Annotated in this window: 51 protein-coding genes; 4 read left to right on the top strand and 47 right to left on the bottom strand. The window is 72.1% G+C overall.

The window, feature by feature from the left end; all coding sequences use genetic code 11:
• Nucleotides 1–18: 18 nt before the first annotated feature.
• The 39 genes from WBK50_RS32980 to WBK50_RS32790 form a co-directional block, all read right to left on the bottom strand.
• Nucleotides 19–240, bottom strand: coding sequence for a hypothetical protein (locus WBK50_RS32980; RefSeq protein ID WP_341339659.1), 222 nt, complete (start codon nt 238–240; stop codon nt 19–21).
• Nucleotides 237–746, bottom strand: coding sequence for a DUF1353 domain-containing protein (locus WBK50_RS32975; RefSeq protein ID WP_341339658.1), 510 nt, complete (start codon nt 744–746; stop codon nt 237–239). Before WBK50_RS32975 ends, WBK50_RS32980 begins: the two co-directional genes overlap by 4 nt.
• A 555-nt stretch (nt 747–1,301) precedes the next feature.
• Nucleotides 1,302–1,544 carry a hypothetical protein gene (locus WBK50_RS32970; protein WP_341339657.1) on the bottom strand — a complete coding sequence of 81 codons (243 nt, stop codon included), beginning with the start codon at nt 1,542–1,544 and terminating at the stop codon, nt 1,302–1,304.
• 287 nt (nt 1,545–1,831) lie between these two features.
• A complete protein-coding gene (locus tag WBK50_RS32965) occupies nt 1,832–2,020 on the bottom strand; it encodes a hypothetical protein (protein ID WP_341339656.1) in 189 nt (62 codons plus the stop codon).
• 29 nt (nt 2,021–2,049) lie between these two features.
• Nucleotides 2,050–2,187, bottom strand: a complete 138-nt coding sequence (locus tag WBK50_RS32960; RefSeq protein WP_341339655.1) for a hypothetical protein — start codon at nt 2,185–2,187, stop codon at nt 2,050–2,052.
• Nucleotides 2,188–2,421, bottom strand: a complete 234-nt coding sequence (locus WBK50_RS32955) for a hypothetical protein (protein WP_341339654.1) — start codon at nt 2,419–2,421, stop codon at nt 2,188–2,190.
• A gap of 141 nt (nt 2,422–2,562) precedes the next feature.
• A complete protein-coding gene (locus tag WBK50_RS32950; RefSeq protein WP_341339653.1) occupies nt 2,563–2,886 on the bottom strand; it encodes a hypothetical protein in 324 nt (107 codons plus the stop codon).
• Nucleotides 2,883–3,071 (bottom strand): hypothetical protein, encoded by a 189-nt coding sequence (locus tag WBK50_RS32945; RefSeq protein ID WP_341339652.1) that lies wholly within the window; start codon nt 3,069–3,071, stop codon nt 2,883–2,885. Before WBK50_RS32945 ends, WBK50_RS32950 begins: the two co-directional genes overlap by 4 nt.
• Nucleotides 3,068–3,478 carry a hypothetical protein gene (locus WBK50_RS32940; protein ID WP_341339651.1) on the bottom strand — a complete coding sequence of 137 codons (411 nt, stop codon included), beginning with the start codon at nt 3,476–3,478 and terminating at the stop codon, nt 3,068–3,070. Before WBK50_RS32940 ends, WBK50_RS32945 begins: the two co-directional genes overlap by 4 nt.
• Nucleotides 3,472–4,254: a hypothetical protein gene (locus WBK50_RS32935; protein WP_341339650.1), complete on the bottom strand. Its 783-nt coding sequence runs from the start codon at nt 4,252–4,254 to the stop codon at nt 3,472–3,474. Before WBK50_RS32935 ends, WBK50_RS32940 begins: the two co-directional genes overlap by 7 nt.
• A complete protein-coding gene (locus tag WBK50_RS32930) occupies nt 4,254–4,451 on the bottom strand; it encodes a hypothetical protein (protein WP_341339649.1) in 198 nt (65 codons plus the stop codon). Before WBK50_RS32930 ends, WBK50_RS32935 begins: the two co-directional genes overlap by 1 nt.
• A gap of 188 nt (nt 4,452–4,639) precedes the next feature.
• Nucleotides 4,640–5,005, bottom strand: coding sequence for a hypothetical protein (locus WBK50_RS32925; protein ID WP_341339648.1), 366 nt, complete (start codon nt 5,003–5,005; stop codon nt 4,640–4,642).
• On the bottom strand, nt 5,002–5,214 hold the full coding sequence (locus WBK50_RS32920) for a hypothetical protein (RefSeq protein WP_341339647.1): 213 nt from the start codon (nt 5,212–5,214) through the stop codon (nt 5,002–5,004). Before WBK50_RS32920 ends, WBK50_RS32925 begins: the two co-directional genes overlap by 4 nt.
• Before the next feature lie 187 nt (nt 5,215–5,401).
• Nucleotides 5,402–6,199, bottom strand: coding sequence for a class I SAM-dependent methyltransferase (locus WBK50_RS32915; RefSeq protein WP_341339646.1), 798 nt, complete (start codon nt 6,197–6,199; stop codon nt 5,402–5,404).
• A gap of 100 nt (nt 6,200–6,299) precedes the next feature.
• Nucleotides 6,300–8,087: a ParB/RepB/Spo0J family partition protein gene (locus WBK50_RS32910; RefSeq protein ID WP_341339645.1), complete on the bottom strand. Its 1,788-nt coding sequence runs from the start codon at nt 8,085–8,087 to the stop codon at nt 6,300–6,302.
• Nucleotides 8,088–8,400: 313 nt separating this feature from the next.
• Entirely contained in the window at nt 8,401–8,565 is a 165-nt protein-coding gene (locus WBK50_RS32905; RefSeq protein WP_341339644.1) for a hypothetical protein, read from the bottom strand.
• Nucleotides 8,562–8,798, bottom strand: a complete 237-nt coding sequence (locus tag WBK50_RS32900) for a hypothetical protein (protein ID WP_341339643.1) — start codon at nt 8,796–8,798, stop codon at nt 8,562–8,564. The genes WBK50_RS32905 and WBK50_RS32900 overlap by 4 nt, the downstream gene beginning before the upstream one ends.
• Before the next feature lie 3 nt (nt 8,799–8,801).
• A complete protein-coding gene (locus tag WBK50_RS32895; protein WP_341339642.1) occupies nt 8,802–9,185 on the bottom strand; it encodes a hypothetical protein in 384 nt (127 codons plus the stop codon).
• A gap of 36 nt (nt 9,186–9,221) precedes the next feature.
• Nucleotides 9,222–9,650 (bottom strand): hypothetical protein, encoded by a 429-nt coding sequence (locus WBK50_RS32890; RefSeq protein ID WP_341339641.1) that lies wholly within the window; start codon nt 9,648–9,650, stop codon nt 9,222–9,224.
• Nucleotides 9,651–9,681: 31 nt separating this feature from the next.
• Nucleotides 9,682–9,906, bottom strand: coding sequence for a hypothetical protein (locus WBK50_RS32885; RefSeq protein WP_341339640.1), 225 nt, complete (start codon nt 9,904–9,906; stop codon nt 9,682–9,684).
• Between the two features lie 14 nt (nt 9,907–9,920).
• Nucleotides 9,921–10,187, bottom strand: a complete 267-nt coding sequence (locus WBK50_RS32880) for a hypothetical protein (protein ID WP_341339639.1) — start codon at nt 10,185–10,187, stop codon at nt 9,921–9,923.
• A 118-nt stretch (nt 10,188–10,305) separates the two neighbouring features.
• Nucleotides 10,306–10,494 carry a hypothetical protein gene (locus WBK50_RS32875; RefSeq protein WP_341339638.1) on the bottom strand — a complete coding sequence of 63 codons (189 nt, stop codon included), beginning with the start codon at nt 10,492–10,494 and terminating at the stop codon, nt 10,306–10,308.
• Nucleotides 10,495–10,566: 72 nt separating this feature from the next.
• Nucleotides 10,567–10,962: a DUF3761 domain-containing protein gene (locus tag WBK50_RS32870; protein ID WP_341339637.1), complete on the bottom strand. Its 396-nt coding sequence runs from the start codon at nt 10,960–10,962 to the stop codon at nt 10,567–10,569.
• 60 nt (nt 10,963–11,022) lie between these two features.
• Nucleotides 11,023–11,457: a hypothetical protein gene (locus tag WBK50_RS32865; protein WP_341339636.1), complete on the bottom strand. Its 435-nt coding sequence runs from the start codon at nt 11,455–11,457 to the stop codon at nt 11,023–11,025.
• A gap of 150 nt (nt 11,458–11,607) precedes the next feature.
• Complete coding sequence (locus tag WBK50_RS32860; protein ID WP_341339635.1) at nt 11,608–12,246, bottom strand: hypothetical protein; 639 nt, start codon at nt 12,244–12,246, stop codon at nt 11,608–11,610.
• The gene (locus WBK50_RS32855) at nt 12,243–12,557 is read right to left on the bottom strand and encodes a hypothetical protein (RefSeq protein WP_341339634.1); all 315 of its coding nucleotides are present in this window, start codon (nt 12,555–12,557) and stop codon (nt 12,243–12,245) included. Before WBK50_RS32855 ends, WBK50_RS32860 begins: the two co-directional genes overlap by 4 nt.
• Complete coding sequence (locus tag WBK50_RS32850) at nt 12,554–12,685, bottom strand: hypothetical protein (RefSeq protein WP_341339633.1); 132 nt, start codon at nt 12,683–12,685, stop codon at nt 12,554–12,556. Before WBK50_RS32850 ends, WBK50_RS32855 begins: the two co-directional genes overlap by 4 nt.
• Nucleotides 12,678–12,962, bottom strand: a complete 285-nt coding sequence (locus WBK50_RS32845; RefSeq protein ID WP_341339632.1) for a hypothetical protein — start codon at nt 12,960–12,962, stop codon at nt 12,678–12,680. Before WBK50_RS32845 ends, WBK50_RS32850 begins: the two co-directional genes overlap by 8 nt.
• 478 nt (nt 12,963–13,440) lie before the next feature.
• On the bottom strand, nt 13,441–13,752 hold the full coding sequence (locus WBK50_RS32840) for a hypothetical protein (protein WP_341339631.1): 312 nt from the start codon (nt 13,750–13,752) through the stop codon (nt 13,441–13,443).
• Nucleotides 13,749–14,018 (bottom strand): hypothetical protein, encoded by a 270-nt coding sequence (locus WBK50_RS32835; RefSeq protein WP_341339630.1) that lies wholly within the window; start codon nt 14,016–14,018, stop codon nt 13,749–13,751. The genes WBK50_RS32840 and WBK50_RS32835 overlap by 4 nt, the downstream gene beginning before the upstream one ends.
• Nucleotides 14,019–14,073: 55 nt before the next feature.
• The gene (locus WBK50_RS32830) at nt 14,074–14,778 is read right to left on the bottom strand and encodes a hypothetical protein (RefSeq protein WP_341339629.1); all 705 of its coding nucleotides are present in this window, start codon (nt 14,776–14,778) and stop codon (nt 14,074–14,076) included.
• Nucleotides 14,779–14,886: 108 nt separating this feature from the next.
• Entirely contained in the window at nt 14,887–15,447 is a 561-nt protein-coding gene (locus tag WBK50_RS32825) for a hypothetical protein (RefSeq protein WP_341339628.1), read from the bottom strand.
• 112 nt (nt 15,448–15,559) lie between these two features.
• The gene (locus tag WBK50_RS32820; RefSeq protein WP_341339627.1) at nt 15,560–16,003 is read right to left on the bottom strand and encodes a hypothetical protein; all 444 of its coding nucleotides are present in this window, start codon (nt 16,001–16,003) and stop codon (nt 15,560–15,562) included.
• Nucleotides 16,004–16,157: 154 nt separating this feature from the next.
• Nucleotides 16,158–16,295 (bottom strand): hypothetical protein, encoded by a 138-nt coding sequence (locus tag WBK50_RS32815; protein ID WP_341339626.1) that lies wholly within the window; start codon nt 16,293–16,295, stop codon nt 16,158–16,160.
• Nucleotides 16,296–16,442: 147 nt separating this feature from the next.
• Entirely contained in the window at nt 16,443–16,727 is a 285-nt protein-coding gene (locus tag WBK50_RS32810) for a hypothetical protein (protein ID WP_341339625.1), read from the bottom strand.
• Between the two features lie 268 nt (nt 16,728–16,995).
• A complete protein-coding gene (locus WBK50_RS32805; RefSeq protein ID WP_341339624.1) occupies nt 16,996–17,262 on the bottom strand; it encodes a hypothetical protein in 267 nt (88 codons plus the stop codon).
• A 160-nt stretch (nt 17,263–17,422) separates the two neighbouring features.
• Complete coding sequence (locus WBK50_RS32800) at nt 17,423–17,659, bottom strand: hypothetical protein (protein ID WP_341339623.1); 237 nt, start codon at nt 17,657–17,659, stop codon at nt 17,423–17,425.
• A 286-nt stretch (nt 17,660–17,945) separates the two neighbouring features.
• A complete protein-coding gene (locus tag WBK50_RS32795) occupies nt 17,946–18,296 on the bottom strand; it encodes a hypothetical protein (protein WP_341339622.1) in 351 nt (116 codons plus the stop codon).
• Nucleotides 18,297–18,463: 167 nt separating this feature from the next.
• Nucleotides 18,464–18,832 carry a hypothetical protein gene (locus WBK50_RS32790; RefSeq protein WP_341339621.1) on the bottom strand — a complete coding sequence of 123 codons (369 nt, stop codon included), beginning with the start codon at nt 18,830–18,832 and terminating at the stop codon, nt 18,464–18,466.
• A gap of 240 nt (nt 18,833–19,072) precedes the next feature.
• Here WBK50_RS32790 and WBK50_RS32785 point away from each other — a divergent pair, with 240 nt between their 5' ends.
• The gene (locus tag WBK50_RS32785; RefSeq protein WP_341339620.1) at nt 19,073–19,288 is read left to right on the top strand and encodes a hypothetical protein; all 216 of its coding nucleotides are present in this window, start codon (nt 19,073–19,075) and stop codon (nt 19,286–19,288) included.
• Nucleotides 19,289–19,452: 164 nt separating this feature from the next.
• Here WBK50_RS32785 and WBK50_RS32780 read toward each other — a convergent pair whose 3' ends face one another.
• From WBK50_RS32780 to WBK50_RS32750, 7 genes are all read right to left on the bottom strand, one after another.
• Nucleotides 19,453–19,932 (bottom strand): hypothetical protein, encoded by a 480-nt coding sequence (locus WBK50_RS32780; RefSeq protein ID WP_341339619.1) that lies wholly within the window; start codon nt 19,930–19,932, stop codon nt 19,453–19,455.
• A gap of 116 nt (nt 19,933–20,048) precedes the next feature.
• Nucleotides 20,049–20,267, bottom strand: a complete 219-nt coding sequence (locus WBK50_RS32775) for a hypothetical protein (protein ID WP_341339618.1) — start codon at nt 20,265–20,267, stop codon at nt 20,049–20,051.
• A 36-nt stretch (nt 20,268–20,303) separates the two neighbouring features.
• The gene (locus tag WBK50_RS32770; RefSeq protein WP_341339617.1) at nt 20,304–20,819 is read right to left on the bottom strand and encodes a hypothetical protein; all 516 of its coding nucleotides are present in this window, start codon (nt 20,817–20,819) and stop codon (nt 20,304–20,306) included.
• A gap of 159 nt (nt 20,820–20,978) precedes the next feature.
• Nucleotides 20,979–21,278 carry a hypothetical protein gene (locus WBK50_RS32765; protein ID WP_341339616.1) on the bottom strand — a complete coding sequence of 100 codons (300 nt, stop codon included), beginning with the start codon at nt 21,276–21,278 and terminating at the stop codon, nt 20,979–20,981.
• A gap of 52 nt (nt 21,279–21,330) precedes the next feature.
• A complete protein-coding gene (locus tag WBK50_RS32760; protein ID WP_341339615.1) occupies nt 21,331–21,504 on the bottom strand; it encodes a hypothetical protein in 174 nt (57 codons plus the stop codon).
• A 168-nt stretch (nt 21,505–21,672) separates the two neighbouring features.
• Nucleotides 21,673–21,870 (bottom strand): hypothetical protein, encoded by a 198-nt coding sequence (locus WBK50_RS32755; protein ID WP_341339614.1) that lies wholly within the window; start codon nt 21,868–21,870, stop codon nt 21,673–21,675.
• A 47-nt stretch (nt 21,871–21,917) separates the two neighbouring features.
• Nucleotides 21,918–22,160 carry a hypothetical protein gene (locus tag WBK50_RS32750; protein ID WP_341339613.1) on the bottom strand — a complete coding sequence of 81 codons (243 nt, stop codon included), beginning with the start codon at nt 22,158–22,160 and terminating at the stop codon, nt 21,918–21,920.
• Between the two features lie 417 nt (nt 22,161–22,577).
• Here WBK50_RS32750 and WBK50_RS32745 point away from each other — a divergent pair, with 417 nt between their 5' ends.
• Nucleotides 22,578–22,784 (top strand): hypothetical protein, encoded by a 207-nt coding sequence (locus WBK50_RS32745; protein ID WP_341339612.1) that lies wholly within the window; start codon nt 22,578–22,580, stop codon nt 22,782–22,784.
• Between the two features lie 87 nt (nt 22,785–22,871).
• Here the strand turns inward: WBK50_RS32745 and WBK50_RS32740 are convergent, their stop codons facing one another.
• Nucleotides 22,872–23,225: a hypothetical protein gene (locus tag WBK50_RS32740; RefSeq protein ID WP_341339611.1), complete on the bottom strand. Its 354-nt coding sequence runs from the start codon at nt 23,223–23,225 to the stop codon at nt 22,872–22,874.
• Between the two features lie 9 nt (nt 23,226–23,234).
• Between WBK50_RS32740 and WBK50_RS32735 the strand changes: the two genes are divergently transcribed.
• Together WBK50_RS32735 and WBK50_RS32730 are read left to right on the top strand one after the other, a co-directional pair.
• A complete protein-coding gene (locus tag WBK50_RS32735) occupies nt 23,235–23,477 on the top strand; it encodes a hypothetical protein (RefSeq protein WP_341339610.1) in 243 nt (80 codons plus the stop codon).
• A 39-nt stretch (nt 23,478–23,516) separates the two neighbouring features.
• Nucleotides 23,517–23,822 carry a hypothetical protein gene (locus tag WBK50_RS32730; protein ID WP_341339609.1) on the top strand — a complete coding sequence of 102 codons (306 nt, stop codon included), beginning with the start codon at nt 23,517–23,519 and terminating at the stop codon, nt 23,820–23,822.
• Nucleotides 23,823–23,839: the final 17 nt, after the last annotated feature.

Below are 23,839 nucleotides of genomic sequence, written 5' to 3'. Positions count from 1 at the left end.
ACTCCCCGGACCGGGCTTCTACGGGAGCCGCCAGTAGGCGTGGTACTCGCGCCACAGGTCGCAGCCGGGTTCCGCGTCGCCCTTGCTCCACGACTTCCAGCGATTGCCGTCGCATGCCGGGCACTGCCAGAGGTGGTGCCCGGGGACGACCGCGAACTCGTCGTCCTTCACGACCGGCCGGTGCGTCTCGCCGAGCCGGCGGAGCAGGTCGAGCGGGTCCCGCAGCAGGTCGCCGCTCATCGCAGGCCCAGCATCCGGGCGAGGTCGCCGACGATCCCGAACAGGCCGAGGGTCGCGAGGACCAGGAGGACGGCGGGGAGCAGCAGCGGCAGCACGAGGAGGGTCGCCGGGAGGACGGTGGGCGCGGTGGACCACCAGCCGGGCCGCCGGGCCGGGTTGCCGGCGGCGCCCCAGCGGACGCCGAGCCAGATGAGCCAGCGGAGCAGCCAGGAGACGCCTTCCTCGGCGGCGACGCGGCGGAGGATGCCGTCGGCGTCGACCGGGGAGACCACGCCGGTGTCGATCCCGACGGTGCACAGCCAGTCGTGCAGGATCGCGGCCTCGGTGTACTTCCCGGTGATCGGGACGAGCCAGGTGACGAATCGAGGGACCGACGCGAAGTCCGTCAAGAAAGATGCAGGGACCACGAAAGTATCTTCGGCGCCCTTGTAGATGATCGGCTTATTGAGCCGCCAATACCGATCATTGGCGCGGTCGACGCTGACGTCAGTGCTCAGGAATGACATCGGCCTCCTTCCGTTGAGATCGCCAGCGGCGGAGGCATCAGGAGGCCCACCAGAGCGACCAGAGGAACGGGATGGCCCAGAGGAGGAGGCGGAGGTCTTCGTAGCGTCTGCGCACACCTCACCTCCCCTGCGTGCTGGGAGGGGTGAGGTGTGCAGGGACGGCGCCCGGCGTGGCGGCTGGGTGCGCCGCGCCAGGGGACGTAGCGAGGAGCGCATCTCCTGATGGAGGTGCTGGGCGCCGTCCCTGCGTGGCCCTGCCGTCGGGTGCGCGGCGGGGACATTCGATGTGCACCTTTAGCGGCGCATTCAATTATTCGGCTTGGATCGAGCTTTCGTAACCGGCGAACCGGTAGCTCTTAGCTTGACGTATGTCACTCTCAGTTTGCGGGACGAGGGTGTATAGCTCCCGCGTCTGCCCACTAATGGGCGATTCGTGCACATTTGAATCGCGCCGATTCAGGACAGGCGACACAATCCGCAACGATTCGCCCACCTGATCGGGGACCTCCACCACCTCGACCCGGGCCCGCGGACCGCCCAGCAGCTCGACGCGCATCAGCCCACCACCGGCGCCGGCGTGAGCTCGGCGACGTCGACGACGAACCCGCGCGCCTTCGCCTCCGCCCACAGCTGGCACTCCACCAGCGGCCTCCCCGGCGACCACTGCCGCCACACGAAGCCATCGCAGGCCACGCAGCGCACGTTGTAGACCCGCTGACCGTCCCCCCGCAGCGGCGTCACCTCCGGCCGGTGCGCCTCCGCCAGCTTCGACACGAACTCGATCAGGTGCGTCGGCACTACTCCCCCGTTCCTGTCGGTGCCCGCCGATACGCTGGGCAGGCTCGCGCGAGAAGGGGTTCCGCGCGTTGGGGTAGATCGAGAAGGGCCCGGCCAACCGGCCGGGCCCTTCCCTGTTCCCCCGAGAACCAGTCGGGACGCAGCACCAGCCCAGCGGCCCGGACCGGACGCCACCGGCGGTGATCACAACGGGTACCGGCGACCCCCCGAGCAAGGGCGGACCCATCACCTGCGGTTGCGGGCGTCAACGGTCAGCCACCCGGTAGGGGGCGCGTCCCGACTGGCGTTCATGGCACCCGATGCAGCAGCACCAGGTGGGCGTTCGCCGGGTCCAGGCCGGAGAGCCGGTACCGGACGCCCGGCGCGATGCGCAGCAGCTGCCGGTTGTCCGGGTCCCGCTCGAGGTCGAACAGCAGCTCCACCGAGCAGCGCGCCATCTCGGGGGCTTCGAGGACCTCCACCCCGGACGGCGTCACCCGGCACACGATGTCGCCGGGCTCGGCCGCTAGGGGGCGAGACGGCGCCGCAGGAGCCACCTCACCAGGGCGATCAGGAGCAGCCACAGCACCGACATCGTTGCGTCCTCGGCCCAGGAGACGGCGAGCCCACTGCCCAGGGCGGCGACGTAGAACAGCGGCGGCACTCAGGGTTTCCTCCGAGGTAGGCGGCCCGGTCGCAGGCGGCGAGCCCGGCCCGAGCGGTTCAGGGTGAACGAGCGGGCGATCTCGGCCTCGACCTCGACCAGGACGGCGAGGTGGTGGTCGATGGCGTGGTCGATCGCCGCGTACCAGTGCCGGCCGACGGTGGTGAGGATCAGGCCGTCGTCGGGGGTGATGCACAGGTGGCAGGTCAGGACGACGGGGTCGTGCTCGTCCACAGCGGCCTCCCTGAGTCGTGCGGGGAGGGGCTGGAATGCACTACGGCCCGCCGGGCGGCTCCCGCTCGTGCGGGGCGCCCTGGCGGGCCGTAGGGACACGTGTGGCTGGCGTCCGAGTAAACGGGAAACCGTGACGCTCTGTCAACTGCCCGCGTCGGGCGCCCCCCGATGGAACATCACCGGGCGGGTCGTCGTGGCGAGGAGCTGGACCCGTTCCTCCCGGAGCGCGCGCCGCCGGTCCGCCGCCACCGGGTCCTCCACCGACCCGTACATGGCCATGCGCAGCACCCGGTCCCGCGTCTCGGCCGGCACCCCTTCGTCGTCCATCGCGATGTCGACCATCGACAGGATCCGGAACAGGAGTTTCGTCGTCATCGCGAACTCGGCGTCCTCGTGGTTCGCCTGGCGCGCCCCGGGGTAGCGGCGCAGGTAGCCGTCGACGATCTCCTTCACGCGCTGGCTCATCGGGGGGTTCCTTCCGTAGGCGCTGCCGGGGTCTCGGAGCCCGGACAGCGGGTCGTGATCAGGACGCTCGTGCGGAGCACGCCGTACCGGTTGTGCACCCACACGCGGCCGTCGTCGTGGAGGCGTTTGAGCTCGCCGCAGACGGGGCAGCGGCCGTACTGGGTGCGCGGGATAACGCTGGTCATGTCATCGCCTCTGCGGGCTGGACAGCGCCGTCTCGGACCTGCAGGAACGCGGTCACGTCGTCCGGGTCGTACTCGCCGGGGCGGCGCGGCACCAGCCGGTACCGCTGCCCGCCGCGGCGGATACCTCGGGACGCCCACATCGTGACCGCGGCCGGCTCGACGTTCGCGAGCTCGGCGACCTGCTGCCGGGTCATCGGCTGCCCGGGCGCTGCGGTGTCGGGTGGAGGGTTGATCAGGTGTTCGTCCCCGAAGTGCGCGGCGAAGCGGCGGATCCGGTCGGCCTCCACCGGGTCGAGCTTCGCCAGGGAGTCCCAGCACATGCGGGCGTACACGGCGAGCCGGTCCGCGCGGGTGTCGTTCCCCCACGGCCACGGGGCCCGCTCCGGTGACCGGCGGGACTTCAGCACGACGCGATGAGGCCATCGACGAGGTCGCGCTCGTGCTGCTCGTAGGCCCGGTCGGACATGGAGTCGTTGCAGTTACTGCAGGTGATGAGGTTGCGGGTGTAGTCGCGGTTCAGGGTGCGGCGCTTGCAGTGCCGGCACAGCGTCGTCAGCCGGGTCGTGGCGATCGCGCCGGTGATCTCCTTGCACGCCCGGTGCAGGTCGATGAGGCGGATACCGGCGGCCGGGCCGTCCAGGACGCACCACCAGTCGGAGGCGTCGCGTCGGGTGGTGCGCGGGTCGTGCCCGGTCCACGGGTTCTCCCCGAGGCTGCGGGCCCGGTACTCGCGGTCCCCGATCGCGAGGAAGTCGTCGAGGTGCCGCGCGAGGAGCGTGCACGCCTTGCTGATGCGGTCGCCCGGCCGGGACATCTCCGCCCACTTCGACGACCAGGGGAGCCGGATGTACTCGGCGACGAACTCGGCCCACGCGGACAGCTCGTGGTCGATGAGCCTGGTCACGGCGTCGAAGTGGGTGTTGATCGGGATGGGCGGGTGGATGTTCCCGCCGCCGTTGCAGTCGTCGGTGCGGTACACGATCTCCAGCGTCGGGATCTGCTCGAGCGACACGGCCTCGACGGCGGCGGGCAGTTCCGCGAGGGAGCAGGCCAGGGTGCGGCGGCAGCCCCCGCACAGCGGCGCGAAGGTGAGCGCCGGTGTCCAGCTGGTCCGCTCCCCCGTCGAGCTGTACACGGGGGTGCGCTCGGCGCAGTCCTTGCCGCGGCGGCACTCCTGCCCCATCACTGGGCGGTCCTGCGGCGGGTGAGGTAGCCGTTGACGGCGGCGACGGCGGCCGCGGTGAACAGGCTGACGGCGAGGTACTGCCAGTTCAGCCACCACACGGTGGCGGCTCCGCCAGCGCAGACCACGACGAGGGCGAGCGCGCCGAGGAGGCTGACGCCGGGCGCCGGCTGGGGCTTGCTGTAGCCGGGGTTCACGACGCCTGCCCGGCGGCCGCGGGGACGAGGACGAGGACGGACAGGACGGCGCTCAAAGCACGCACGGGGTCTCCCAGGGGAACGCAGGGGGGCCGACCCGCCGTCGCGGGTCGGCCCCGTGGGGAGCGGGGAAAAGGTTGGTGCGCGCCGACCCCGGGGAGGTCGCGGTCCCCCGGGGCCGGCGCGGGCTACACGGCCAGCTGGTACTGGTCGGGCTCCGGTAGCGGGGCGACGTCCGGGTCCGGGGCGGGCGGCTGCAGCGCGATCAGCCCGGAGAGCTGCAGCTTCCGGGGGTCGGTGACGCCGTCGGCCGCCGCGATGAGGCGGTCCAGGATCGCCACCATCCACGCCCGGTCGGTGTCCACGCGGCCGTTCGGGGAGACCATGCGGATGACCTGGTCGCGGTAGTAGGCGGCCCACTCCCGGGTGCAGGCCACGCGGGCTACGGCCTGGTTGGCGGCGTCAGCGGCTGAGCGCGCGTCGTCGAGGGCGTCGAGGGCGTCGAGGAACGTGTCGATCGACGGGACGGCGCGCGCGTGGATGGTCGCGGTCACCGGGTGCGCCGCGCGGCGCGACGGGCCTTGCGCTGGGCGCGGCCGCGGGCGCGGGCGTCACGGCGCGCCTGCTCCTGCTCGCCGGTGACCCAGTGCTCGCCGAGGTATCCGGCGGCGAACCGTGCGAGGAGCTGGGCTTCCTCTTTGGTCTGTGGGGTGGTGGCCTCGTCGTCGTCGACGTGGTCGGGGACAGCGGTCATCGCGGTCATCGGGTGCTCCGTTCCGGTACTGCCGGTCGGGTCTTCCCGGTCGTCCTGCCCCGCCGGAGCGGGTGGGGTGTGCAGGGGTCCCGGGAAGGTCATTCTGCCTTGCGGTGCTTCACGATCTGATCGGTAGGACGTGCGGGTTGCGTTACAGGTTGCTCTCGATCCGTTTCGGGTTCCCGCGGGGTGGCCATCAGGACGGCTTGGTGGTGGCGACGAGGAGCGTGGACACCCGCGTCCCGGACTCGAGGAACGCGTCTTCGGGGAGCGCGGTCCAGTCGCCGTTCGCGGTGACCCGGTCCCGCAGCTCCCGGATCGCCTTCGTGGTCCGGTAGCCGAGGGCGGCGGGGACGATCGCGACGATGCGGCCGCCCGGCCTCACCAGCGTCCAGGCCAGTTCGAGGTGCTCCACCCACAGCGTGGGGTGCCCGTCGGCGGAGAACGGCGGGTTCAGCAGGGCGGCGTCGTAGAAGCCGGGGTCGGTGACCGCGGCGTACTCCTCGAACCGGCAGCAGTACGACTCGGACGCCCCGGCTGCGGTGAGCTGGGAGGCGCGCGTCTCCTCCGTCTCGACGGCGTCGATCCACACCGCGGGGTGCCGCTCCCGGAGGGCACGCACGAGCTGCCCATCTCCCGCTGACGGCTCCAGCACGGAGGCCCGGGGCGGGAGGTACCCGAGGCGCGTCACGGCGCGCTGGGCGATCTCGTCGGGGGTGCGGAACCAGCCGAGGGCCTGCTTCGCGGACTTCGGGATCACGACCTCGCCGGCGCCCAGGAGGGCGGCGAGCTCGGCGCGCGGGTCGCGGGGGAACTCGTGGACGGCCTTGCCGCGCTTCCAGGTCCCTCCCCCACCGATCGCGGCCAGGACCTTGTTGACCTCGGTGTAGGTCTTCCGGTCGAGCTGGGTGGTCAGGCGGACGGTGGTGTCGTCGGCGATCGCGGACTGCAGCGCGGACCGGGCGGACGGGGACAGGACAGCGGTACGGGACATCGGGTGCTCCTCGGGGGTGAGCGAGGGTGGAGGGGGTGCCGGTGGGCGCCCACCGCTCCCGCCCAGAGCGCGCTGGGCGGGACGGAGAGCGACCACCGGGTCAGGCGATGTCGTCCATGGGGTCGCCGTCCGCGGTGAGGTCGTGGTGCTCCACGCGGGCCACGAGGACGCCACCGATCACGATGGCGCCCACCTCGTCGGGCTGGTCGCTCTGCTCCTCGAGGGGGGCGGGCGCGGGCTCCTCCGCTGCGGTCACGGCCTCCGGCTCGGGCTCGGGGGTGAACCCGTCGAGGCCCTCGTACGCGGCCGGCTCGTCGTCGTCGTGGCCGTTCGGGTACTCCACCTCCTCCATCTCGCCGTCGGCGTTCTCCTCGGTGACGACCGAGGCGGGGCGGGCTTCGTTGGCGGAGTCCCGCTGGTCCTGCTCGTAGTCGGCGAGCTTCTGCAGCGACTCCACCGCGGCGGCGGCGTCGCGGTCGCAGGCGGCGAGGGTCTCCTCCTCGATCGTGGACAGCGGGTAGCCCCACTTCTCGTACTGGCGGAGCATGCGGCCGTCGGTGGCGGTCGGGCCGCGCCAGGTCTGTCCCTCGGCCTTGTCCTCCCAGGCGGCGAGGATCAGGCACGCGGTCAGGGTGAGGACGCGCTTCGTGGTGAGCTGGTGCTCGGCGATGTCGCGGAGCGCGGCGAGCTGGGTCCCCATCGTCTGCTGGGCGCCGGGGTTCCACCGGTCCTGGTGGCGCTCGGTTTCCTGGCCCATCAGGTCGCGGAACATGCGGTGCCCGACGTACCCGTCGAGGGCGGTGGCGAGCTGGTGCGGGGTGTGGAGCATCTCGGTGAACACGAACAGTTCGGCGCCGGTCGGGGTGTTCTTCCGCTGCATCAGGTCCTGCCTGAGCCATGCGCGGCGCATCTCGGTGGCGGCGGCCCACGCCTTGTTGTTCGCGATGACCAGCTTCCGCTCAGCGGCCTTCTCGGCCTTCTCCTCGTCGGACAGCTCCGACGTCGGGGCGGAGGAGGAGCCGCCTCCGGAGTACAGCTCGGTGTGGCCGTTGCCCTGCCAGTCCGCGCAGTACGGGGACTCGGAGAGGGTCCTGACGCGCTCTGCGCCGTCCCAGTGGAAGCCCATGTGCAGGTGGATCAGGTGGCCGGGGCATTCGGTGTGGTCGCCCTTGACCTTCAGGCTGTTCAGGTGGCGGGCCCCGCCGGCGTAGGCGGGCTGTTCGAGGACGACGGAGATGCCCTGCTCGCGGAGCTCGGCGGCGCGGGTGGCGATCTGCTGCCGCTCGTCGCGGTCGTCCCGGGCGGCCTGCAGGACGTGGTCGAACTTCCCGGTGGGGGCGGCCTCGGTCAGCTTCGCCACCGTGTCGGGCTCGTCGGCGAACTCGTCGAGGGCGCCGAGCTGGTCGAGGGTGAACTCGTAGGCGGCGGCGGCCTGCTTCGCGACGTCGGACTTCGAGACGCGGAGCGCGGTGGCGACGGCGTCCTTCCCGATGTGCAGGCGCTTCTGGATCTGGGCGGCGGACACGCCCAGGAGGGAGAGCTGCTCGACGGCGGCGACCTCGTCGGTGGTGGTCATCGCCTTGCGGTGGAAGTTCTCGGTGACCTGGTCGGTGATGCGGTCGATCTCGTCGGGGTCGGCGACGACGATCACGCGGACGGCGGGGAGCTTCGCCTTGCAGGCGGCGCGGGTGCGGCGCTGGCCGCGGAGGACGACCAGCTCGCCGTTGTCGTCGCGGCGGACGGTGATCGGTTCGAGGACGCCGCGGTCCTTGATGGAGGCGACGAACTCGGCGTCGAGGTCGGCGTCGGTGCGGACGTTCGTGCCGACGAGCAGGGTCATCGGGTCGACGGTGAGCAGTTCGTCGGTGCGGGTCTCGGTGGTGGTCATGACTCGGGTGCTCTTCTCTCTGGTTGGGCGGCCGGGGGTGGTCGGCGCGTCTAGTGGTGGAACGGTGCCAGCACGCTTTCGGTCATCGTCGCCAGGGTTTCGGCCAGCTCCATCGCGAGGAGGTAGGCGTGGGTGCGGAGGTGGACGTGGAGGGTCAGCGTGCGGGTCATGGGGTGCTCCTCGGGGGGTGGCGCCTCGGTGGGCGCCTCTCGGGGGGTACCTCTAAACCGTACCTCCCTCCCGAGGGCTGATCAACACTGAGAAACAGGTCGGGCGTGTCGCCCCGCTGACCAGCCCCGACGCGCTGACCAGGTCAAACAGGTCTCCCCGCCGGGTCCTGCTGGCGCTCCCGGGCCCGCTTCTCCGCGGCCTTCCGCTCCCGCTCCCGATCCCGGATCCCGACCGCGCGGAGCACTGCCCGCCGGGAGTACGTGCCAGGGCTGGCCAGGACCATCTCGGCCCACACCGTGCCCTTCATCGGGCTGCCCTCCTCCGGCAGGCGCGGTACGCGGCGGCGAGCTGGCGGCCGCACCAGGCCAGGCCCCGCCAGACCCAGACGCAGACCCACCAGGAGAACCTGACCGTCCACCAGCACAGGAAGAGCGGCCAGAGCCCCAGCAGGAAGAGGCCCTTCATCGCGTTCCCAGCGTCGGAGGCGCGGACCCGGCCCCCGATCCGGACGGGGCCGAGGCCCACGCTGAGCCACGGCATCGCTCAGCCCTCCCCGGTGATGCCGGCCGGGAGACCCCAGCGGGCTGCCTTGCTGATGTGGACCATGTAGGCGGTGAGCCCGGCCTCGTAGGCGGCGCGGCTGGCGGCAGCGCTGGACGGGTAGACGGTGCGGTCCAGCTCGTGCCGCTCGATCACCGTCCCGCCGGCCTGGGAGCGCATCGAGATGATCCGCGCGTTCAGCGTGGTCTCGGGGCCGCCGTCGACGATGTCGAAGGAGACCAGCCAGCGGGTGTGGGAGACCCGCGCCGGGCCTTCCGGGTGCTCGGGGACGGCGCCGAACGGCAGGACGTCGGCGGTGTAGAGCCGGTAGCGGCCGTCGATCACCGGCGGCAGCTTCGCGTCGGCGGGCAGGATCTTGCTGGGCATCGGGTGCTCCCTTGGGGTGGTGAGGGGTCGGGTCGGTCAGAGGGTGAGGCTGCGGACCTTCGCGGCGTGCCGGGCGGCGCTCTCGGCGGCCTCGACGGCGCCGCGGTCGCGGGCCTCCTGGTCGGCGGCGCCCGACCCGGTGGGCGTGCTGAGGGAGAGCTGCCAGCCGTACCCCCAGTCGACGAGGACGGCCAGGTAGCCGCCCTCGTCCTGGATCCGGATGTCGGGCCGCCCCGTGAGGGCGGCACGCAGGTACTCCGTAGCGGGGTCGGTCAGGGTGTGGTCGCCGCTGGTGACGCCGTCCTCGTCCCGGTAGGTGCGGTCCACGAAGCCGCCGCGGTTCGGGTCGTCGGCGAAGACGCGCGCCGCGCCGCGGGCGGGCAGCAGCTCGGCGAACACGATGCGGGCGACGGCGGCCGGCTCGACGTGGAGCTCGGCGGCGAGGGAGCAGATCGTGGTGTCCATCGGGGTTCCTCTCGAGCTGGTGGTGGGTGGGTCAGGCGGGCCAGGTGACGAGGACGTGGTCGCTGACGGGTCGGGCGTCGAGGCCGTAGCGGCGCAGGACGCGGAGGACGTCGGCCTGGTCGGCCCAGCGGACGAGGACGCGGTGCGCGGCGAGGACGGTGACGCTGTCGCCTCGGATGGGGACGCAGGCGCCGGTGAGGATGCTGCGGACCAGCATCTTGCGGTCGGCGGGGCGGGGGCGGCGGGGGCGGCTCATCGGGGGGCTCCTGCTCAGGCGACGGGACGGAGGTGGGCGAAGTCGGGGGCGGCGAGGATGTGGTCGGCGCAGAATCCGTGGTCGGTGGTGGGGTCGACGGCCGCGCTGGGCTTCCCGCAGGGGCAGGTCTTGCAGTCGTCGCAGCACTGGTGGGAGCGGCGGCGGGCCATGGCGTCGAGGACGGCTTCGCGGTCGGCGACGGTGCCGAGGGGCTCGGTGTAGGCGGGGCGGTCGTCGTGGTTGGCCAGGCGGGCGGTGAGGGCGGCGAGCAGGGCGGTCATCGGGGGGCTCCTTCGTTCTTGGATACCTGTAAACCGTACCCTGCTGCGCGGCGCTGGTCAATACTGAAAACCGGCGGGGGAAGGGAGCGGGGGGTGCTGGTGCACCCCCCGCTGGGGATCAGGCGGGAGCGTTGAGCTCGTCGCAGCAGTCCTGGGCTTCCTGCTGGGACAGGAAGGCCGGGAAGAGGCCGTAGGCGCCGATCACCGTGTCCCACACCATGAAGGGCTCCGGCACGTCCGCCGGGCTCTCCGCCGGGATCCACCGGGGGGTGTTGGTGGTGGTGGGGGTGTTGGTGGTGGTGGGCATGTGGTCCTCCTCGTTGGTGGGTACCGGTAAACCGTACCGCGCTACCCAGCACTGGTCAATACTGAAAACCGGTCACACCCAGCGCGCCACCCCGTGGTGGTGCGAGCAGGCGCCCCGGTGATGCAGCGGGTGAGTGACCGTGCCGTCGTTGCAGACGGCGGTGTCACCGGGCACGACGTCGGGCGCGTGGTCCGGGGCCGGCACGTACGGGTCCGGGGCGGGCACGTACGGCGCGTCGTCGGAGACGGCCACCTCCGTGGTCGTCGGGGCCGCCGGCTCGGTCGTCGGGAACGCGGGCGCGAGCTGCGCAGGGCTCCACGGCGCCGCGGTGGTGGTGACGGGCGGCCTGTAGGCCGGGAGAGTGCTGTGCGGGGCCGGGCCGGAACAGGCGTGGCTGATGCCTCCGATCACGAGCGCCACGAGGACCAGGCAGCCGCAGCCCGCGCCGCCGTTGTTCTTCTTCGCCATTGGTGGGCCTCCAGAGGGGAGCAGGCCCGCCCCGGGCGGGGCGGGCCAGGATGGATCAGCTCAGAGCGCGGCGAGCGCGGCAAGCGCCTCGGCGGGCGTGACCTCCCTCAGGCACCGGCGCGGCGCCGTCCAGAAGCGGTTGCCGTCTCCGCCGAGGCGGACGATCTTCACGTCGCCGTTCGGCTTGGTCCCGAGGACCACGTACGGCGGCTCGGCGGGGATCTTGTGGCCAGCCTCGGCGAAGACCGTCGCGCCCAGCGTGAGCGGCGGCAGCAGCTCCGCTGCGGCGGGAACGGGGCCGCTGTGCGCTTCGAGGTAGGCGGCGCCGGGGACCTTGACGCGGCCGGAGGACGCAACGTCCTCGATGAGGTAGCTCGTGCGGCGGCCGCCGGGGACGTCGATGACGCGGTACACGGCGGTGGCGGGGAGCTTGCCGCGGAACTGGGGGCGGATCGTGACCAGGTCCTGCGGGAAGAAGAAGGCGGTGTCGTTCATCGGGTGCTCCTCGGTGGAAGGGAGAGCGGGGGTGGTCGCTCTTGGGTACCTACAAACCGTACCGTCCCCCGGACACTGGTCAACACTGAAAAAGGGGCCGGGCGTGTCACGCCCTGAACAGGCGAAACACACCCGGCCCCTGCCACTCGCTCACCCGCGGGCAAGCACCTCCCCGAGATCCACCGTCACCGTCACCCTCACCCTGCCCCGCAGCGCATCCAGGACCTCCTGCGCGCGCCCCGGATCCTGACGCGCCAGGAGCTTCACCAGCCCCGGGATCACGGCGAACTCCCGCTCCCCCACCGCCCGCTCGACCCCGGCGACGATCTCGTCCGGAGTGAAGAGGTGCCCCCGGTCAGCACCAGCTCGGCCCGCCGGCTCGGCGCCCTCGTCGCACGGGCAGCCGGGCCTGCACAGCTGGTCCTCGGCTGCACCGCAGTGCCGGCACGAGCCCTGGCATGCCGGGTCCGGCTCGCGGGCCTGCCCGAGGTCCCCCGACGGCTCGGCGTCGGGCGAAGCGGTGGATCGCGAGCACGGGTGGCAGAGCCCCTGGCGGACGAAGAACACGACCGGCGCCGCCATGTCCCGATCCGAGTCGGCCGATGACCGGCCGCACCGGTCGCAACGCAGCTCGACGCGGGCCTGTCCGATGTCTGCGACCGCGCCGATCTCGTAGGTCCGCTGACTCGTCGGACAGAGGAGCGTGGTCCCGCTCATCGGGTACACGAGCGTCAGGCCGCAGTGCGGGCAGGAATGACCCCGGCGGAGCCGCCGCGGCGGCACGGTCATCGGGTCTCCTCCGGGGTGTCGGCACCCAGCAGGGACGGCGTGTAGAAGGCGTCCAGGAACGCCTGACCAGTCGGCATCTCCTTGGCCCGGCCGGTGTCCGGGACCGCCCCGGAGCGCTCGTCGTCCTCGGCGTCCGCCGTCCACTCGTCGTGGATCTCCTGCGAGACCGGGTAGGCGAGCACCCCGTCGTCGAGGGGCATCGGATCCAGCGGGCCGAGGTGGAACCGTTCGACCGGGTCCGGCCCGACCTTCGCAGCGAAGCGCAGGCCGCCGATTACGGCGATGTACCAGCGCGTCTCCAAGGCGGTCACGCCGGCACCTCCGCGCGGCCGTCGCCTTCCCGGCACGGGTTCTGGTCGATGACGTCCGGGCCGATGAACAGGGCGGCCAGGGCGGCGCTGAGGGCGAGCACGGCAGCTGCGATGAGGCGCTTAGGCATGACGGGTCTCCAGGTGGTCGATGGCGGCGTTCACCGCGGCTACGTGCTGGCGGGCGTCCTCGAGGTGCTCCACGTCGAGGGTTCGGCCCGGGATCTTCAGGAGCGGGCCGAGGACCTCCACGCCGCCCTCCCACACGGCGATGCCCGACGGCAGGACCGTCGGGCTGGGAGCTGGCGGCTGGGTGGCGCGCACCAGGAGGCGCCGCGCCACAGTGAGGACGACGTCACCGGCCTTGGTGAGGACGGCTTCGGCGGCGTGCACGGCGAGGCCGGGCACACCTGGCAGGGCTCGTTGCATCGGGTGCTCTCTGGTCGGGCCTGGGGGCGGTCAGGCGTCGGGGTGGCCGGCGAGGTACTGCAGGGCGCGGAGCGCGGCGTCGATCGTGCCGTCGCGGAGCGCTGCGGGGGCGTGGTCGAAGCCGTCGTGGGCGGCGACCCGGTCCGGGTCGGACTCCCACGCGGCGCGCGCGAGCCGGCGCGCGTCCGGCCTGGTCGCGGTGAACGCGGCGACGACCCGCTCCCCCGCCCGCCTGGTGCCTGCAGGGCGGGCGGGCGGGGCGCGGGAATCGGGCCCGGCATGTTCGCCGGCATATTCGGCGCCGGTTCCGCGGCCGCTCGGGCGGTGAGCTCGGCGTCGCGGAGGTCGGCGAGGAGCAGCAGCAGGTCGTCGCGGCGCACCACGAGGCGAGGCCCGCCCTCGGCCTCGGCCTCGTGGCGCAGCCGCCGCCGGTAGTCGGCGGCGTCGTGGACGGCCGTCATGACCGGGCCTGCCGGGCTTCGCGGCGTTCGGTGGACTCCCGGGCCCGGGTCACGCGGCCCAGCCAGCGGCCGTACGCGTCGGGGAACGGCCGGTCCGGGACGTCGGCGGCGAGGATCCAGTCCAGGTCGCTCTGCAGGGCGTCCAGGGCCGCCCGCGGGACGGTCCTGGGGCACAGCACCCGGGAGTGATCCGGCACGGCCAGGAGGACCGTCAGGAGCTTCCGATGCCCGGGCCGGGCGGCGACCTTCTCGATGAGCTCGGCCCGGTAGGCGCTCTGCCGGGCCTTGCCCTCCACCGCGGCGGTCACCGGTGCGTCCCGGGCAGGCGGAGGGTGCCGGTGCGGACACCGAGACCGGTCGACCCCCGGGCCGGGGCGCGGCCGGTGGCGCGCCCGTCGCCGGCGGCCTTGCGCTCGTCGTACAGGCTCTCCCACGCCTTCACGGTGAGGCCGATCCGGGCGGCGAACTGCTCGAAGGTGTAGAAGTCGCGCAGGCTGACCCACTCGTCGAGGATCTTGTCGTCCCGGCTGGCGTTCATGGTGATCGTCTTCTGACCGGCGGGGATCCGGGGCATCACTCGCCTCCCTGGGACCGGACGGTGGAGTGGCCGGTCGGGCGTCCCATCGCGTTCAGCCCTTCTCGACGCCGTGGTACGCCGCGACGATCGCGCGGACGGCGTTGCCGCGGGCACGGCCGACCATCGCCGAGCCGTACCCGCCGGGTCCGGCGGTGAGGCCGACCAGGCGGTCCTCCAGCACCTTCTGGGCGGCGAGGACGTCACCGAGGCCGACGGTGGAGGTGCAGTCGCAGTCCTGGGTGATCGCGCCGCCGTGCAGCTCGCACGTCCGCCAGTCGCCGTCGATCAGGAGGGCCGGGTCCAGCTCGACGTCGTGTCCGGGGTCGCCGCCGATGGAGCGGAGGAGGTCCCCGGAGAGGAGCTGGACGATGAGGTTCGCGGCGTAGGCGGGCTGGGTGTGAGCGCGCTCGCCGAGGCGGCGGAGGCAGAACTCGACGAGGGCGCGGTCGCCGTCGTCGTCCGGCAGCGGGATCGCAGGCGCGGGCGGCGGGTTGGCCGGCGCCCCGGGGAGCGGGGTGACGAGCGTCCAGCGGGTGGCGAGGCGGAAGAGCAGGCTCGAGCTGCAGCCGTCGGCGCGGCCGGTGACGGTCCAGGGGTCGACGTTCGCGCCGCTGCGGTAGGCGACGAGGTCGAGGGGGGTGTCGCCGAAGCTGAGGACGAGGGGGCCGCAGTTGAGGGGCCGGATGACGGTGCCTACGGGGAGGGCGTCGAGCTGGTGCCGCTCGGTGATCTCGGGCAGGGCAGGGCTGACTGACATCGGGTGCTCCTAACGGGGGTGCGGTGCCCGGGGGTGGTCGGGCGGTGCTCGTGCAGTGTGCCGGGTCACGCCAGGCCGCCCGTGGCAGGGGCGGCCTGGCGTGTCGGGTCAGGAGGCGGGGGCGATCTGGTGGCAGGTCGGGCAGCCGGCGGCGGTGATGCCGGGGACCCAGCCCTGCTGCGCCCAGCGGCGGGCCCCGAAGTGCTGGCCGCAGATCGGGCGCAGCGTGTCGGCGTCGGCGAGGTGGGAGCGCGCGCCGTCGGCCTCCGGGGTCATCAGGGCGTAGGTGAAGCCGCCCTCGGGGACCCGGTAGAGCTGGGGGTCGTGGAACGGCCTGTCGTCGCGGATCTGGAAGACCTCGCCGCGGATCTCGATCAGGTCGCCGAGCTGGACGTCGATGAACGGTGCCTGCGGCATCGGCGTGGAGGTGATCATGGTGCCCTGGGCGATGAGGTCGGCGCGGACGCCCCGGGTGATCGGGCCGTCCTGGACCTCGCGGCCGGCGCCGTCCGGGCCGCGGAACAGGACGGTGAAGCGGGTCTGGTGGCCCTGGTGGCGGCTGTAGGTGCGGAGCTGGGTGCCGAGGTGCGGGGTGCGCCAGAAGTCGGGGCCGTAGTCGACGGGCTCGACGTCCAGGTGGATCGGGGTGCGGGTGGCGGTGCTGGTCATCGGGTGCTCCTGTGCTCGGTGGGCGGGGGTGTCGCCCTCGTTGGTACCTGTAAACCGTACCGCGCTTGGCGGCGCTGGTCTACACTTTTTCAGTATTTCTTTTCAGTGCCGGTCAGACCTCCTGCGCCCGGTGCAGCTCCTCGATGAGGTGCCGCAGGTTCAGCTCCTGGTGCTCCCAGAACGTCCCCGGCTGCGGCCGGGTCTCGTACCGGGCGGCGCCGGCCGCGCGGAAACGCTCGAGGCGCTCCTCGGCCTTGATGACCCGCTGCCGGTGGCCCTCCTCCGTCAGCGCCATCTCGTGCAGCCAGTCCGTCGACCACGGCAGCGGCGAGCTGGACGTGAGCGGCTGGTGGCACTCCCCTGCGGCCGCCGCGGCGTCGTTCCACCCCTGCCGGTACAGGGCGCGCTCCGCCGGGTTCATCGCGTCGGTGGCGAGGCGGCGACGCTCGGCGTCGGGGCTGCGGTAGGTCTCGGCGACCTCCGCCAGGCGGGCCTGGTGGCGCTCGTCGCGCAGGCGGCGCAGGGTGCTGATGATCGGGTCGTCCAGAACGGTCATGTCGGGCTCCTCACTCTTGGGTACCTGCAAAGCGTACCGCGCTCATCCAGTCTGGTCTACGCATTTTCAGTATTATTTTCGGCCCTCAGATGGCCACCGAGCGACCAGCGCCAGCGTGGGAGCCCAGCACGCCCGGGCCCCCACGCTGGTGCGGTCAGAGCCGTTCCACGGCGATGGCGATCTCCCACGGGATCACCGCGAGGCCCAGCCGCTGGTTCGGGACGTCGCCGAGACGCACCAGGTGCTCGCCGGTCTCGACGACCCAGCCCACGTCCGCCACCCAGCCGGTCACGTGGCGGAACGTGCTGGTCTTCGCCGCCGGGGGAGGACGACGCGGATGCGGGTGGCGGGGGTCGGCAGGTCGAGCATGGGGGCTCCTCAGCTGGTGGTGGCGGGGACGGGGGTCGGGCGCCGACCCCGGAGGGCCGGCGCCCGTCGGTCACAGCTCGTCGTCGCTGAGCTCGTCCAGGTTGACCTCACGGTCGTTGGCGACCGGGGCGTCCCAGGGGCGGTTGCGGTAGGGGGCGAGGGCGCGGTTCGGGTTGTAGGCGGTGGCCTTGAACATCAGGGCGGGGTACTCGGCGGCGCACTCAGCGGCGCGGGCCTCCACGAAGTCCTTGGGGCCAGCGCCGGAGTCGGCGCACAGCCAGCTCTTGTCGGTGGCCGACTTCACGACCAGCATCCAGCGGGTGGGGGTCTCGGCGGTCTTGGCGGTGGCGGCCATGTCGGGCTCCTCGGTGTGTGTGTTGCTCTTGGGTACCTCTAAAACATACCCACACCCGACCACCTGGTCTACACTTTTTCAGTATTAATTTTCGCGACTTCTCAGGGCCCTGACGGCGTCGAGCCGCACGGCGGGGCCTCTCCCCCACCGAGCCGGCGCTGACTCGTCAGCGGTCGATCTGGGCGACGGCAGCCGAGAATCGAGACCGACCAGGCCGGGCACCAGCTGCAGGAAGGCCCCGCCGGTGGGCGGGGCCTCCTGGCCTGGGCTACGCCAGGGCGAGGCGCACGAGCGCCTCCATCGCCTCCAGCGGGGCGTCGCCGAGCAGCTCCGCCTTCCAGCCCTTCCGGTCCGGCTCCTCCGTCACGAGGACGTCCAGCTGGGTGCCCCACGGGGCGCGGCGGCGGACCACCCGGGCCCGGAAGGACGGGTGGGTGTACTCCACGCTCACCGCGTGGGGGTCCTCCGGCTCGGAGAACTCGAGGGCGGCCAGCGCCTCCATCACGGCGATCGGGTCCTCAATCGTGCGGCTCATCGGGTGCTCCTTCTGTCGGGGGCGGGGGTGTCGCCCCTCTCGGGTACCTCTAAAACATACCGTGGCTAGGTCGCCTGGTCTACACTTTTTCAGTATTGATTTCGGCGATCTCGGGGCCGCCGGAGCTGGCCCCCGGTGGTCGGGGGCCAGCTCCTGGGCGTCAGGCCCGGTCGCGGCGGGCGGCGTCGATCTCGGCCCACTCAGCGGCGCACTGCTCCTCGTAGCTCGGAGCCTGCTCCTGCTTCCGGTACTCCAGGGCGGCGGCGAGCACGTCGCAGCGAGCCTCCAGCCGGGCCCGGCGGGTCGGGTCCTCCTCGCTGCGGGCGGCCATCGCCAGGTCGAAGAGGCGGGTGTCGATCGCGCTGGTGATCTCGGCGGTCAGGGTCGGGTTGCTCATCGGGGGCTCCGTTCTGTCGGGGGGCGGGGCGCCCCCTCTCGGGTACCTCTAAACCATACCCAGCCCCGACCAGCTGGTCTACACTTTTTCAGTATTATTTTTGGCGATCTCGGGGCCTCTGACGGGTCAGCCCGACCGCGGGGCCTCTCCCCCACGAGCCGCCAGCCGACCCCGCAGCGGCCGGCTGAGCTCCACCTCGGCTGCCATTCGAGACGTCAGCCGGCCCGGCGGGTCCAGCTGCACGCCGAACGCCCCGCTGGTCTCCCAGCGGGGCGTCTGGCCTACCTCAGGACCCGCACGCCAGGTCGGTCCACCCGTTCGGGCAGAACGTCCAGGTCTGGGTCTCCTGGTTCCAGCTCGCGACGCCCTCCTTCAGGCGCACCTTGTCGCCGGGCTGCTCCGTGCCGTGCACGGGGAACAGCGGGACGGCGGGAGCGTCCACGGTCGCCGCGGCGCTGGTCGCAGTGGTCGCGACCGCGCCCTGCAGGGGGCGGGTCACCTCCTGCGGGTCGGGCCCGGCGGTGGCGACGGAGGCGACCACGAGGACCAGGACCAGGAAGGCCATGGAGATCGCGATCGCGGGGCCGGTGCCGATCCGGCGGGTGTCCTCGTCGGGGAGGACGGGGAGGTGCTTCATCGGGTGCTCCTTCGTGGAGGTGGTGGGAGCGGGGGTGGTCGCTCCCGGGTACCTCTAAAACGTACCGTGCGGCGGTGCACTGATCAATACTTTTTCAGTATTAGTTTCAGGCTCCTCCGGGGAGCCCGACGGGGGTGGACGCCGGGCTCCACGACAGAGTGCCAGGCTCAGCGCGAGGCGTACGCGATCAGCCTGCGGCGCGCGTCCTCGACCGCGCGGGCGGGGCTGGTGAACGTCCCGTCGCCGACCTGTCGGCCGGCGTGCAGGAGCCGGTAGCAGCGCCAGCCGCCGGCCTCGGCCTCCACCTCGGCGATCCAGCTGGTGCCGAGGGCGACCAGGTGCAGGCCGCCGTCACCGGTGGGCCGCTCGGTGATCTGGATCGGGGGCTCCTCGGCGGGCGGGGTCCAGGCGAGGACGCCGCAGCCGGAGCAGGACTGCCAGAGGAGGCGGCCGTGGTCGCAGGTCTCGGTGGACTGGGCGGCGTAGGCGGCGGCCGCGGCGGCGGAGGCGGCGGGGTCGGTGTTCGGGTCAAACATCGGGGGCTCCTCGGGGGGCTCGTTCTTGGGTACCTGTAAACCGTACCGCCGACCAGGAGCCTGGTCTACACTTTTTCAGTATTACTTTTCCGGGCCTGAGATCGCCCCTGCCGCGAGCCGGCACGCGGCGGGCCCATTCCTTCGGGGCCGCCATTCGACACGGCCAGCACCAGCTGGGCCCCGTCCTTCCTGGACTGACCTCCCTCCACGTGCGACTGTCGCCCGTGGTACCGTTAAACCGTGACCGGGCAGCCCGTGCGGCAGGCGATCAGCCTCGCCGTGCTCGCTGCCCTCGCCCAGGGCGCGAGCATCGCCTCGAACTTCGCCTCGATCCCCTCCCCCGTGCAGATCGTCACCGGCTCCCTGGCTGTCGCCCTGGTCTGCCTCGGAGGCACCTGGGCCGCGCTGCGGCCCACCGGTCAGCAGTCCACCGGTCAGCCTCAAAAAAAACACTGAGAAATACCATTCGGCTCTCAAAGGGCTCTAATGATTGCGTGACACCGGCTGACCGCGGATAAGGCCGGTGACGTCGCCTCCGCCCCCTTCAGGGTCCAGCTCGACTCAGCCTGAGCGCTGAGATCGCGGCACCCCAGTGGATGCCGCGGTCTCAGCACTCAGGCTCAGGCCATGAACTCCGCGGCGAACGCGGCGGCCGCGGCGAACGCGGCGGGCACGGTGCCCAGCTCGAAGTCCTCACGCTCGTCGGTGACCGCCACGACCCAGCTCCCGACCAGGACCCCAGCGACCGACTCCTCGTCGGCGATCAGCACGTCCCCCTCGGCCACCTCGTCACGGTCCACGGCGGCCAGGGCCTGCGCGGTGGTGTCGAAGTAGTGGACGGCGTAGGTCGCGACGGGCAGGTCGGCGACCACGAGGGCGGGGGCCTCGACCACCGGGGCCGGCGCGGTCGCGGCGGTCGCGGCGGAGAAGTCCAGGGCGAGCGCCCAGTCGTCCGCCGGGACGACCACGTCGGTGACGGCGACGGGCGGGGCGGCGAAGAGCGCGCCCTCGGCGGCGAGGAGGAGCGGGTTGTCGGCGCGGAGGGGGAGACCGAAGAGGCCGGTGGGGGCGGTGCGGGCGGGGCGGGCGGTGGCGGTCATGTCGTTCTCCTCGTTTCGTGGTCCCCGTTGTTGGGGTACCTGTAAACCGTAACCTGCTCGGAGGGACTGGTGAAGCCCTGCAGCGAACTTTTTTCAGTATTTTTCGGATCCGCTGGTCAGAGCATCACCGTCGCCGCTGACACCCGGCGCGCGAACGCGCGCAGCTCCTCCGCCGTGCCCAGCACCGCCAGGCCAGCCTGGTTCGGCCCAGGGATCAGGAGGACGTGCCGGCCGTCCAGCCCCGCGGGGTCGAAGCCCAGCTCGACCTGCTCCGTCGTCGTGCAGACGAGGGGGGCGGAGTTGTCGGCGTCGAAGGTCTCGAAGCGCATGGTCATCTGATTGCTCCTCAGTTCGTTCGTGCGGGGTCAGGGTCAGCGAAGGATGTCGGCGGTACGGGCGGCGGCCTCGGCGGCCGCACGCTGGTCGCTGGGGCGACCCAGCATCTCCGCCTTGTACTCGATCCAGGTCTTGCGGCCGTTCTCGCGCCACCAGTCCACAAGCTCCTCCGAGGCGTAGCGGACGGCGTTGCGGGCAGGGCCGTGGAACAGGGTGTAGGGGTCGATGTGGGCGGCCTCGCCAGCGGCGTTCAGGAGGTGGCCACGGCAGGCGTCCTCGGCCTGCTCGTAGCGGTGGCGGGTGATGTCCCCGTACATGCGGTCCACCGTCTGGTCGAGGGACTCACCCTTGCGGCGCTCGGCGGCGACGAGGGCGCGGCGCTGCTCCTCCTCGGTGGGCTCGATCTCGGCGTACTCCACCGAGTCGCGCCGGTCGATCTCGGCGAGGACGGCGTCCAGCTCCTCGTCGGTGGCCGCGGTGGCGACCATCGAGACCAGCTCCTCGTCGGTGGCCTCGGTGAGGGCGGCGGGGGCGGTGGTCTCGGTGGTCATTTCATGTCCTCCTTGTTGGTGGGTACCGGTAAACCGTAACCCGTGGCGGACACCTGGTGAAGCCCCTGACCAAACTTTTTCAGTATTATTTTGCGCCACGGCCTGACCAGCGGAAACGCTCCGGCCGGTGAGGTTCGCCCACCGGCCGGAGACCTCCGGTCAGACCGTGAAGCCGAACGAGCTGGAGCAGGGCTCGGTGCCCCCGTCGACGACCGCCCAGACGGCCAGGACGCGCAGGGTGCCCGCGCTGATCGCCTCGCCGTGCCGGACCAGGAACTGGCCGTACGCGGCGACGGGGCTGGCGGCCTCGACCACGTCCGAGGTCCGCAGCCAGGGCCAGCGAGGCTCCTTGACGGCGAAGTCGATCTGGTAGGTGCCGGCGCCCAGGACGCGCTCGCGGAAGCGGGCGGTGGCGGCGGCGGCAAGGTCCTGCTCGGTGGCGGTGGCGGCGATGGTCATCGGGGGCTCCTCGAAGCTGGGGCAGGCTGGGGCGGGCTGGGGCGGGCCGGGTTCAGAACTCGGTGACGGCGAGGACCTGGTCGCCCTCGGCGAGGTCGGTCATCGCGACCACGTCGGTGCCGCGGCGGACGTTGACCCACTCCACGGCGTCCAGCTCGCCGGTGGCGGCGCGGAGGACCACGACGCGGACGTTGGTGCGGGCGGCGGTGGCGGTGGTGGCGGTCATGGTGTCCTCCTTGTTGGTGGGTACCGGTAAACCGTATCCTGCCGCCGACACCTGGTGAAGCCCCTGACCAAACTTTTTCAGTATTTCTTCGTGCCACGGCCTGACCAGCCGAAACACCGCAGCCGGTGCCGGTCCCCCACCGACGGGAGACCGGCACCCGACCCGCGGCTACTCCTCCGCGGCCCGGGCCGCGGCCGCCTCCGCTCGCGTCCGGTCGACACCCCAGGCCAGGTTGGTCGCGGTGCGCTCGTCCGTCGCGTACCAGCACTGGCCGGCGCTGGAGTACAGCGCAGTGGCCACGAGCCTGCCGTCAGCGGCGTAGAAGGCGGTGCCGGTGGCGCGGGTGGTGACGAGCGTGCTGGACATGGTTCCTCCTGGAACTGGGGTGGATCGGGGACGAGCTGGGATGAGGACTAGCGAGCGGTGAACTCGGCGATGGCGGTCGCCGGGATCTGCCAGTGGCCGTCGATCGTGACGGCCAGGCCGCGACGGTTCTCCAGCACGACGCGGCGGGGGGCGCCGGGGACGGCCTCGACGATGCGGAGGGTGGCGATCGCGACCTTGCCGGTGGTGAGGACGAAGCGGCCGTACATCCGGTGGGTGAGGGTCAGGCCGTTGTCCAGGGCGATCGGGGCGGGGGTGGCGGTGGCGGTCATGGTGTCCTCCTTGTTGGTGGGTACCGGTAAACCGTAACCCGTGCCCGACACCTGGTCTACACCCAGCGGAAGAATTTTCAGTATTTTCTGCGGCACGCTCTGACCAGCCGAAACGCCGCCACCAGTGCCCCACCGCCACCGGCCGGCGACCAGCTGCAACGCCGCAGGCCAGCGCTCGACGTTCGCCTGTAGGTGAGTTCGCACGAGCCCCGATGCGCGCGGCCGCCGCCACCTCCTCCTCTGCGTGCAGGGCTGTCCGTCCACTGTGGGCGTGCTCGTCCGTCCTCTGTGGCCAGACAGGAGGATTTTCAGTATTGCTACCCAGCTATCCGCATGGTACGGTTTACCGGTACCCACTAAGGGGTGCACCGAGAGAAAGAGGAGGTGAGGGCCCTGACACCGTTGGGAGAAGCTCTCGTGACCGCCGCCCGCCAGCAGGGCTGGACCGTCACCCTGACGGACGGCGCGGTGAGCTTCCTGTCGCCCGACAACCTGGGCTTCGTCGCGACGCGGGAGATCTTCGACTTCCCGTCGCAGGAGCCCACGTTGCGCGCGTGGATCCTCGCTTTGTCCGTCGCAGGGGGCCTCTGGTGGCCCTGGACGGACGAGAACGCCACCCGCTAGGGCGCTGAATGGGGTCGCCGCCCCGGGGACTGACCGGGGCGGCGACCTCCTCCCACGATGACACGCCGCCGCAATGCTTGACCACAGTCAAGGCTTCCGACACGCTGAGCCAGTGACACCACCCCTGAGCCTGACCATCGGCATCCAGCTCGACCAGCCGCTCCCCACCGCCCAGACCCCCGACCAGTCGTCGATCGCCCACGAGACCGGCAAGCACCTCGCCGGGTACTTCCCCCGCGCGACGAGGCCCGCCTCATCGGCACCAGCGAAGACCCCGACCACCGGCGCATCAGCTGGACCGTCGCCATCGACCCCGGCACCGACCCCGAGCTCGGCAACCGCCTCTCCGCGCTCGAGCACTTCGCCGGCGCCGCCATCGCCTGGGCCGGCGAGACCTACCTCGGCGACGAGGACCTCAGCTACCGCGTCGTCGAGCTGCACGCCCTCACCATGGACGAGATCGACCGGCGCCTCGCCCGGCCCAGCACCCCCGACGTCATCGGCCTGGACGACTTCCTCGAGCTCCTCGGCACCGGCGGGAAGCCCCTCAGCCGACAGCGACTCCACCAGCTCCGCGAGACCGACCCCGCCTTCCCGAAGGCCGTCGCCCGCGGCGTCTGGCTGCGCACCCCAGCGGAGCGGTACGCCGCCGCCCGCAACACCCGGACCGGACGGCCTCCCAAGACGAGCTGACCGCCGGTCCCCACCCGCCACGAGAACGGACCACCTGAAATGCAGCGCTGGGCAAAGATCACCCTCGGAGTCTTCGTCGGCTCCTTCGTCTTCGGCGGCATCGCCACCGCAGTCGACGCGGTCCGGCCGGCCCCGGCCGCGACCGTCGCCGCGGCCGCCACCACGACCACCGACGCTCCGCCGCCGCCCGCCCCGACGACGACCCCGGCCCCGGCCCCGGCCCCCGTGGTCGAGGCACCCGCGCCGGCGCCGGTCGCCGCAGCCCCCGCCGTCCAGACCGAGCAGCCCCCGCCCCCGCCGTCGACGTCCGCAACGATCCCGCCGTGGTCGACGCCGTCTACCTGATGGCCCTCGACCAGCGC

This window comes from Pseudonocardia sp. T1-2H (genome assembly GCF_038039215.1).
Lineage (GTDB): Bacteria > Actinomycetota > Actinomycetes > Mycobacteriales > Pseudonocardiaceae > Pseudonocardia.
Note: the sequence above shows the minus strand (reverse complement) of the source record. Positions and strands in the feature narration are given on the sequence as shown.